Below are 2,204 nucleotides of genomic sequence, written 5' to 3' on the forward strand. Positions count from 1 at the left end.
TACTGACTCCGAGCTGCCAGTTATCACGCTGGAGCCAAGGTTGGAACAGATATTGCTCAATAGTCTGCAGAAGGCGGGGCAAGGCTCGGAAGAGGGCGTCCTGCTGGAGCCAAGCATGGCTGAGAAGCTGCAGCGCTCGTTGATCGATGCGGCGCAGCGTCAGGAAATGCAAGGTCAACCGGTATATCTGGACAGTCCGGTCAACGCCATCAGGCCCGAGCTGGATGGCCTGGCTAGCCACTACTCCTACAACTACCTGTTTGATGCCGCGGGGAACATTCGCGACAACCAGGCGTTGTTCGAACTCTTCACCTCGCCAGGGTATTACATGGATCTGTGGGCGTTCTCTCTTGGTCTGGAGGTTCGTTATGGCAAACCGGTGTATGAGATCGTCGGGCGCAAGCTGCGTATTACTGCGCGCAGAGATTTCCGATTGCTGGATGGCGCGCGCCAGATTGAGATCGGTGATTTGCCGATCGTCCAGTTTCATTGGGCGCTCAACCTGCTGCAAGGTGAGCTGACGATTCCAGAGGTCAGTGCGCCACAGACCAAGGTCGTGCTCATGTACATGGATGAGGACTTCGTTGAAGTCGAAGGCCGGCAAATGTACCGAGGCACGCGGTACATCAATGGCAAGAAACTCAGCTTCGGCAATACCGCGCCGAAGCAGATTTTGATCGCTCAGTAACAGTGCTTAAAACAAAAGATCGCAGCCTCCGGCACCAATCCATGTAAGAGCTGCCGAAGGCTGCGATTTTTTACCCGCGCAAAATTTACTCCGCCGTTAAATGAAGCTGCCCTGCTATTCGAGTTTCCCTTAATGTCAGTCTTGGTAAGTCACAAAGACATCGCCCGTTTTCGGGCTGACCGCTATGGATCTCAAACGGTTTTTCTGAGTATTGATTTCTTCTACCTTTTGTAGCGACTCGGTATCGATCACAGTAACAATCGAACTGAAACTTGCGATGTAAACGTATTTTCCGTCAGGGCTGACGCACAGGCTCTCCGGCTGATTCGCCACAATTATTCGCTTTACGACTTCATATGACTTCGTGTCTATAACAGTGAATTCATCACCTGTGAAATTGACTAGATAAAGGTGGTTGTTGAACGGGTTGGCCTCCATCGCAAATACGGTATTTCTCAGTGTGATGCTGTTTTCCAGACGCCATGTCGTTGTGTCAAACGCTTGGATCGTGGAAAGTGACGTGCCGCCGTTGTCTACCCAACAGGCAACGTACGCGTATGAGCCGTCAGGACGGGTGGTCACCGCAAATGGATTTGTGTCGGTTGGAATGGTGGTAATCAACTGCTGGTTTGATGCATCGATGACCTGCAGATAACCATTGGCCAATCCGCCGCAGTTCAGAAGATGTTTGCCGTCAGGCGTCATGGTTAGATCCATGCTCCCTGATCCCACGTTAGCGCCTTGAATGACCTTTTGCGCGACAGTGTCGATCAGCCACACATTGGTGGAGCGGATATCGTTGATATAAAGCTGTTTGTCATCAGGGCTGAACGCTTGTGGGGATGGGGCACCCACTGCCACTTCGTACGTCTGGCTGGTGCTTAGCGTTTCAATGTCCAGGTCGCTGATGGTGTTTCCGGTTTTGGTGACATACAGATGGGTGGCTTTGCGGTTGCAGGCCACATGTATGCCTTGGATAAGTGTGATTTTCGTGTTGGCCGGTGTGGTCGCTTTTAAGGTATCTACCTTGTCGTTCAGATCGGTTTGGTCGGTTATCGATGGGGCTTTCCCAAGAATATCTTCAAGTTTGCCGCCTAAATTGATGTGCTCCAAAGATGTTGAGCGCTTGGCCAGGATGGCGAGAATTTCAGAAGCGTGTGTAGTTCGTCCGGTGGGGCTCATGACATGACTCCAGGGTTGGGCAGTTGGAGTCGAAAGTGGGCCAGCTACGTGACTGCCCGTCTACTGTCATAAATTACAGGTGTGAGATCAATTCTGACGGGCGGTTGGCATTGATTGGAAAGTCGAAAAATGTCTGTTGAGTCGATAAAGAACCGCTGTCCTTGTCTGCAAATTCGTGCGCGGGCATGGCCTGAGCTGCCATGCGGCAAAGCCATCTCTTAACCTCGTCAGCTGGCCCAAGCGCAATTCTATTTTTCGCCACCGAAAAAGTTGGAAGGCTTCTTGCAGTAGCCGCCCTGCGCCTGCTGTGGGCGTCAAAAGTTTGCTTTAAAGA

At 51.8% G+C, this 2,204-nt stretch carries 2 protein-coding genes and 1 pseudogene; 1 reads left to right on the forward strand and 2 read right to left on the reverse strand.

The features are described from left to right. Positions 1-190 (forward strand): annotated as a pseudogene (locus ORL50_RS28655) (hypothetical protein); the annotation flags it as partial. Positions 191-823: 633 nt separating this feature from the next. Here ORL50_RS28655 and ORL50_RS28660 read toward each other — a convergent pair. Together ORL50_RS28660 and ORL50_RS28665 are read right to left on the reverse strand one after the other, a co-directional pair. Further along, entirely contained in the window at positions 824-1,870 is a 1,047-nt protein-coding gene (locus tag ORL50_RS28660) for a YncE family protein (RefSeq protein ID WP_266020064.1), read from the reverse strand. Between the two features lie 73 nt (positions 1,871-1,943). Then, positions 1,944-2,204, reverse strand: a 261-nt coding sequence (locus tag ORL50_RS28665) for a hypothetical protein (RefSeq protein ID WP_266020067.1), incomplete at its 5' end; no start/stop codon positions are given.

The organism is Pseudomonas sp. RIT-562 (assembly GCF_026241895.1).
Lineage (GTDB): Bacteria > Pseudomonadota > Gammaproteobacteria > Pseudomonadales > Pseudomonadaceae > Aquipseudomonas > Aquipseudomonas mandelii_F.